Consider the following 6,375-nt stretch of genomic DNA (forward strand, 5'->3'; position numbering starts at 1 on the left):
GGCGGTTCGATCCCGTCATCACCCACCATTCGTTTCAAGCGTTTCGCGCAGCGGTAGTTCAGTCGGTTAGAATACCGGCCTGTCACGCCGGGGGTCGCGGGTTCGAGTCCCGTCCGCTGCGCCATATCCGGTCACCTGGAACACTGAACGCCAGGTCACCACACAGAAAGCCCGCTTTATGCGGGCTTTTTGCTGTCCGGAATTTGGCAAACCTGCCTCGCTCTCTGTAGGAGCGAGCACGCTCGCGATGGTCGTTAACGAGAACGTTGGGTGCCTGACACCCAGCTGAGTTCTCGGGTTCATCGCGAGCAGGCTCGCTCCTACCGGATTTCAGTGATTTTATTGCTCGGCATTACGAGCATGCCGGTAATCGCTGACAGCCTCATACACCGCCTTGCGCAGCCGATTGATGCCGCCAATGGGGCGATGCGCCTCCAGGCCGAACCATGGGTTGAACGACAGGTTGTCGCATTGCAGGTTCAGCTTCGGGGTGTCGAAGTCCTGCGCCGGCAAGGTGATCCTTGCAACCGTCTGGAAGGGCGCATCACTCTCGCGCCATTCAATACTGGTGTCTTCAATCGGCATGTACGTGTTCGCATCCTGGCGCTGGATCTGCAGGACAAAGCACGCAGGCACCCGATCAGTCGACAGTTGCTGGTTCAGTGCGCTACGCAAGAAGTTCGGCAACTTCCGGTTTTGTGCCGGCAGGGTATAGCCGGGGCAGTTTTCCGGGTCTGGCGCCACACGAAACTTTGCATTGGCCTCACCGAATTTGTAGGGAGAAACCGAATAGTAGGTCGCCTGGGTCGGGCTCGGTGGGGCAGGCGACAGTGTCGCCAGGGCAATCAGCAGATGACGGACTTGCCAGGTACGCGGATCCCAACCCGGAAAAAACGCCATGATCTTCTTGCCATCGGCCTGGGCAGCGACGTTTTGCCGATATTCGGCGACATCGCTGACGAAGAAGTTCGGATGGCTGAACATCACAAAGTCCTGTTCACTGCGTTGCTGTTGATCGCTCAGCAGTTGTTTGCCCGCTACATCGTGCAGCTTGATCGCCATGCCCCGGGCATCGCGGATGCTGTCGAACTGTGGATAAGCATTGCCGTTGGACAGGCGCATCGTGGCTTGCCAGGTTTTACCCGGTTCGCTGAACACGCCCTGGCGCAGTTCGCTCGCCAGATCCGGCAATACCTGAACTTCAGCCTGTACGCAGCCGTGGGCCTTGGCATGGGCATCACGTAAGTAGCGGGTGCTTTCACGATGCTGGTCAACGATGCGCACGGCGGTCTGGATGATCTCCTGCGTCATTGCCGCTTCGCCCTCGGGTATCAGCTCTTGTGCCGATACCGGTCCACGGTGTTGCCAGGCAAACCATGCGCTGCTCAGCGCCCAGCACATCAACCCGAGCCCCACTGACCACAGCAATGTCTTGCCGAGAAAAGCACCCAGGCGCAGCCAGAGGGTTTTCAACATGCGCAATTCCTTTTCTTCTTCGTGTCATTCATGGCAATTGCGACTCCAGCGGGCCGCCCAGCACTTTCAGATATTCCAGCAATGCCCAACGCTCTTGCGGCTGCAACAGGCGACCGATCACGCCGTTACCGAGCTTGCCTGCGCGGAATTCATGACCGCTGTTGTAGTTGCCGGTGATACGTGTGTCGAACAGAAAGGCGTTGGTAAAGGCTTCGGTGCGATAACCCAGGTGTTCGGGGTCGTACTCGAATGTGCCTTTGTAAAACGTCGTTGCGCGTTCATCCTGGGGCGATAGCAACTGATAAATGCTGGGCACCGAGCCGTTGTGCAGAAATGGCGCCGTTGCCCACACCCCCGCCAGAGGCCGTGCCTTGTAGGCCCGCAGCTCCCGAACGCCAATCGGCAGGCCGAAGCCATCCATCTCCGGTCGCTCGGCCGGTGTGATGCCGGCCTCGCGGTACGCGCGGTTTTCGACGAAGGCGGTGACATAGGCAAGCCCTTTGGCCACTGACATCTGCTTCAGGTCCAGCGGTTTGGTGGGCTTGGGGTCCACGTCGAGTTTTTCCAGTTCCGCCTGATTCCATTGCAGCGCAGACAGGTCGAAGCGGTGGTCGGCAATATTGTTGGCGGCGCCGGGATCAGTGCCGATGAAATCCACCGGGATCATTTTCAGGTGCTGTACGTACCGCCCTTCACCCTGAGTGACGCGTGGTACATGGCAGCCTGCGCAGTTCTCGGCAAACAGGGTGCGTCCCTTGGCGGCCAGGGGTTTATCGATTGTCCCCAGCAACGCTTCCGGCCAGGCGGGCGGTTCGAGTCGTTGCAAGGTTTGCTCGATCAGATGCAGGTCACGTACCCGAACACTGGACGGGTAACGTTCATCGCCCGTCAGGGGTTGCCCGTTCTTGTCAAAAAAGTTCAGCGTGGCGCCCACGCCCAGCGCTTCACCGATGTTGCGTGCCATGGGCTGCTGCGCCGAGCCGTTCCACTGGACCCAGTCGAACGTCCACATATCCCAGAGTTGCGGATAGTCGACAGGTGCGTTGGCTACGCGGTAGTTGGCGGGGGAGATCGCATCGCCGAAGCTGGCATTGGCAATGCGTCCGAATGCGTCGGTACGTCCCGGGCCTTCTTCGGTCGGGTAGAGTCCGCGATGAGTATCGTTCCAGGCCACTTTCAGAAAGGTGTCGAGCGAGTCCTTGAATTGCTTGCGCAGTTGCGGGTGACGCGTCTCGTAATCGGGCCCCAGGACGTTGCGGGCGAAGCGTTCGAATTTCCACGGGTTGTAATAAGTCGAAACCAGACTGGCAACCAACGCCTGTCCGAAGCTGCCGCCCCTGAGTGTCGGAACGCTGGAGGGCAGAACATGCTGTGCCGAACCGCCATCGATGCGCACGGCCTGTCCCTTGAAGCGCAGCTCACCGGTGTGGCAGGCGGCACAGGTAATATCCAGAAATGTATCCGGGCTCCCTGGATTCTGATGCCGGGCAAACCCCACCGGCAGGTTGCCGGGGTTATCCGGTGTGGGTTTCTGTGCCGGGTCGATCAGGAACCCGAAGCGAGCGAGGTATTCGGGGGCGGCGAAGCGTTGTTGCGAGAAGGGCAGTTCGAGTGCGGTGAACCAGTCGTAGTGCAAGCCTTTGACCTGGGTTCCCTGAGGGGTGAAGTAGTAGGTTTGACGGTCGGCGGCGCTCCATTGCTCCAGGTAATGGACTTCCCGGGCCGGGGACCAGAGCGGCAGTTTCGGGTTGGCGACATAGTAAAGCACCACGGCCAGGCCCAACCCCAGCAGCACCATGATCGCGACCAGCAAGCGGAATAAGAGACGCAAGATGAACATCCTTGTCGATTTGTTTTTCCTGTTATGCCTGACCGGCGAATATGCGGCAAGTGGCCATTACGCCATGTGGCGTCGGACCTGGAATCTGCTAGCTTGAGAGTGAGATGACAGAAGTTTCATCAACCTCATCTCGAAAAGCGTTTAAACACCTGAACTTATCCGAAATATCCGGCTCTCATGCCGGTAGCCATTGGTCGTGGCCGCCTGATAAGCTCGCGGCTTTACTCGATTGCCCTTTAGGCGCATGAACAAGGAAATAGCATGAAACAGCATCGGTTGGCGGCGGCGGTGGCCCTGGTTAGCCTGGTACTCGCCGGTTGCGATTCGCAAACCAGCGTAGAGCTGAAAACCCCGGCGCAAAAAGCTTCTTACGGCATTGGCCTGAACATGGGCAAGAGCCTGGCTCAGGAAGGCATGGATGACCTGGATTCCAAAGCCGTAGCCCAGGGCATCGAAGATGCCATCGGTAAAAAAGAACAGAAACTCAAGGATGAAGAACTGGTTGAAGCGTTCGCCGCACTGCAAAAGCGTGCCGAAGAGCGCATGGCCAAGATGAGCGAAGAGTCGGCAGCCGCCGGCAAGAAATTCCTCGAAGAAAACGGCAAGAAAGCTGGCGTCGTGACCACCGCTTCGGGTCTGCAGTACGAAGTGGAAAAGAAAGCCGATGGTCCTCAGCCCAAGCCTACTGATGTAGTGACCGTTCACTACACCGGCAAGCTGACCAACGGTACCGTATTCGACAGCTCCGTCGAGCGCGGCAGCCCGATCGATCTGCCGGTGAGCGGCGTGATTCCGGGTTGGGTCGAAGGCCTGCAGCTGATGCACGTCGGCGAGAAGTACAAGCTGTACATCCCTAGCGAACTGGCTTACGGCGCGCAAAGCCCAAGCCCGGCGATCCCGGCCAACTCGGTGCTGGTGTTCGACCTGGAACTGCTGGCGATCAAGGATCCGACCAAAGAAGACGCCGCCAAGTAATCAGCGTCTGAATTGAAAACAACGCCTCGCATTTGCGGGGCGTTGTTGCATCTGGCGTGGGGTGCAGGTAAACAAAGCGAACAGATGCAGCAGGCTGGAGTCATAGCCAATGCAGGCACCGCCGCTATGCGCGTCAGTCCGCCAAGTCAATGAAATATTGGGTTTTTTTTGATGAGTAAAAAACGCCCGATCTAAGCTCGGCCCTTGTGCAGCGGGGCTTTCAGCCGTGAAAAGCAGCTCTGTTCACAAGGTTATCCACAATTTGTGTGGATAACATTTACACGGGAGTCATTCATGAAAGCACCCTGGAATTTCGCTCGTTTCCTGCCGCTGGCCGGACGCCTGCTCGCCCGTGGGCGCTTGCCGACCTTGTTGTTTGCAGTCGCCGCCAAAGGGGCCAGCCAAGGTAATCGATTGGGCAAACTCAAGGACGATCTGCGACTGTTGCAGGCGCTCTGTCTGGCTTACTGGCGCGGCGAGTACCGGGCCATCAGTCCCAAGGCGATGGTTTCGGTGGTGGCAGGTCTGATGTATTTCCTCAGCCCGGTGGATGCGATTCCGGATTTCATTCCCGTGTTCGGCATGCTCGACGATATCGCCGTACTGGCCTGGTTGATGAAGGTCCTGGACGATGAACTCAACGCCTTCCGAGCGTGGCGCAATCGCCAGGTGCCGGAGAAACTTGCGGTTGTGGAGCGCCTGCCCGATACACCTGAGCAACTTCAGCTGCAGGGACCGAAAAAACATTGAGTTGATTCAGTCTCATCTTCAGATAGATACCCCTCGCGACCTTGGCCGCTGTTAGGATTACACTTCTAGGGAAAAGTGCCGACTCGCTAAGTGTTGTTGTCCTACGGGGTAGTCATGGATATTCAGATAATTACACGCGAAGGCGAACCCGAATATGCGGTTCTGCCGTGGGCTCAGTATCAGGCTCTACTGAAAGCAGCAGGCATTAACGAAGTACCGTCGCAGTTGGCTCCGACGCCACTGGCGACAACCCAGGACCCGACGCTTCCAGGTCTTGATCAACTACGCAGTTTGCGCGAAGGGAAGGGCATCGCCATCGAGGCGCTCGCCCGCACGGTAGGCATCAGCCCGTCTTATCTGGCCATGATCGAAAGTGGCGAGCGTCAGCCCGACGCCGCGATTCGCCGCAGCCTGGCCTGGGAACTGACGGTGCCAGGGTGGAGGGATGAATCGTGAGCGTACGCATCAGTCGTCAACATTGGGACGGATTGCTGGGCGAGCTGGATCAGGCGCGCCGCCAGCGTCATCTCCTCACTTATCGGGCATTGCTGGAGCGCTTGCAGCTTCCCACGCCTGCCATGCAAACCCTGACCGCCGCGCTGGAGCACCTCGCGGCACTGGATGCCAAGGCCGAACAACCGCTGCGCAGTTCGCTGGTGATCAGTCAGGGGGCCAGCCGTTTGCCGCGCACCGGTTTTTTCGAATGCGTCGAGCGCCTGGGGCGATTCTCCGGACCGTCCGATGGCGTTGCAGCGGCTTCCTGGCATGCGTCGGAAGTGGTACGCGTCTTTGAATACGAGTACCCCGAGTCGGCCGAGGCCTGAGTGTTGTTTCAACTCAAGGCGCGGGCCGGTTACTGGTTGGCGCGCAGGCTGTTTCACTGGCCGTGGTTTGTACGTCAGCCCCGTGGCTGGCGCTGGCTCGAAGGTCAGTTCGCCCGCATGGCGAACCTGGGCGATGTCGGCGCCCAGAGCTTTTATGGTCACATCTTGATGTTCCGGGGTGTCGGTCTGGGCGCACGCGAAGAAGGTATTCGCCTGCTGCGCCTGGCGGCACTCGCCGGTGATGGCAAGGCGGCTTATCAGATCGGTGTGATCAGCCTTGCCGGGAGCCCGAGCAAGGCGCCGGACCCAGCCGAAGCCGCACGGTTCTGGGGGATTGCAGCCAAGGCCGGACATCCGCTGGCGCAGATCAAGCTTCAGGAATTGGCCGCTCGCGACTCCACCGACTGAAAACGACTTTTCTGACAGTTATCGCCGCGCAGGGAGTGATCCCTGCGCGGCGTTGTGTTTTAGAAAAGTGATTTAGCGAATCGCCCTACATCAACCACATCC

The 6,375-nt window shown here is 58.8% G+C and carries 7 protein-coding genes and 1 tRNA gene; 6 read left to right on the forward strand and 2 right to left on the reverse strand.

Going from position 1 to position 6,375, the window contains the following annotated elements:
• Positions 1-47: 47 nt before the first annotated feature.
• A tRNA-Asp gene (locus ACQKP2_RS31210) sits at positions 48-124 on the forward strand.
• 215 nt (positions 125-339) lie between these two features.
• Here ACQKP2_RS31210 and ACQKP2_RS31215 read toward each other — a convergent pair.
• Together ACQKP2_RS31215 and ACQKP2_RS31220 are read right to left on the reverse strand one after the other, a co-directional pair.
• Entirely contained in the window at positions 340-1,476 is a 1,137-nt protein-coding gene (locus ACQKP2_RS31215) for a catalase family protein (protein WP_427582149.1), read from the reverse strand.
• A gap of 28 nt (positions 1,477-1,504) precedes the next feature.
• On the reverse strand, positions 1,505-3,307 hold the full coding sequence (locus ACQKP2_RS31220; protein ID WP_427582150.1) for a di-heme-cytochrome C peroxidase: 1,803 nt from the start codon (positions 3,305-3,307) through the stop codon (positions 1,505-1,507).
• A gap of 270 nt (positions 3,308-3,577) precedes the next feature.
• Here ACQKP2_RS31220 and ACQKP2_RS31225 point away from each other — a divergent pair, with 270 nt between their 5' ends.
• From ACQKP2_RS31225 to ACQKP2_RS31245, 5 genes are all read left to right on the forward strand, one after another.
• A complete protein-coding gene (locus ACQKP2_RS31225) occupies positions 3,578-4,291 on the forward strand; it encodes an FKBP-type peptidyl-prolyl cis-trans isomerase (protein WP_427582151.1) in 714 nt (237 codons plus the stop codon).
• Between the two features lie 294 nt (positions 4,292-4,585).
• Positions 4,586-5,041 carry a YkvA family protein gene (locus ACQKP2_RS31230; protein WP_427582152.1) on the forward strand — a complete coding sequence of 152 codons (456 nt, stop codon included), beginning with the start codon at positions 4,586-4,588 and terminating at the stop codon, positions 5,039-5,041.
• Between the two features lie 114 nt (positions 5,042-5,155).
• On the forward strand, positions 5,156-5,497 hold the full coding sequence (locus ACQKP2_RS31235; RefSeq protein ID WP_427582153.1) for a helix-turn-helix domain-containing protein: 342 nt from the start codon (positions 5,156-5,158) through the stop codon (positions 5,495-5,497).
• Positions 5,494-5,865: a hypothetical protein gene (locus ACQKP2_RS31240; protein WP_003223109.1), complete on the forward strand. Its 372-nt coding sequence runs from the start codon at positions 5,494-5,496 to the stop codon at positions 5,863-5,865. Before ACQKP2_RS31235 ends, ACQKP2_RS31240 begins: the two co-directional genes overlap by 4 nt.
• Positions 5,866-6,273, forward strand: coding sequence for a sel1 repeat family protein (locus ACQKP2_RS31245; protein ID WP_427582154.1), 408 nt, complete (start codon positions 5,866-5,868; stop codon positions 6,271-6,273).
• Positions 6,274-6,375 lie beyond the last annotated feature (102 nt).

The sequence above is a fragment of the Pseudomonas sp. NPDC089569 genome (assembly GCF_050280625.1).
Classification (GTDB): domain Bacteria; phylum Pseudomonadota; class Gammaproteobacteria; order Pseudomonadales; family Pseudomonadaceae; genus Aquipseudomonas.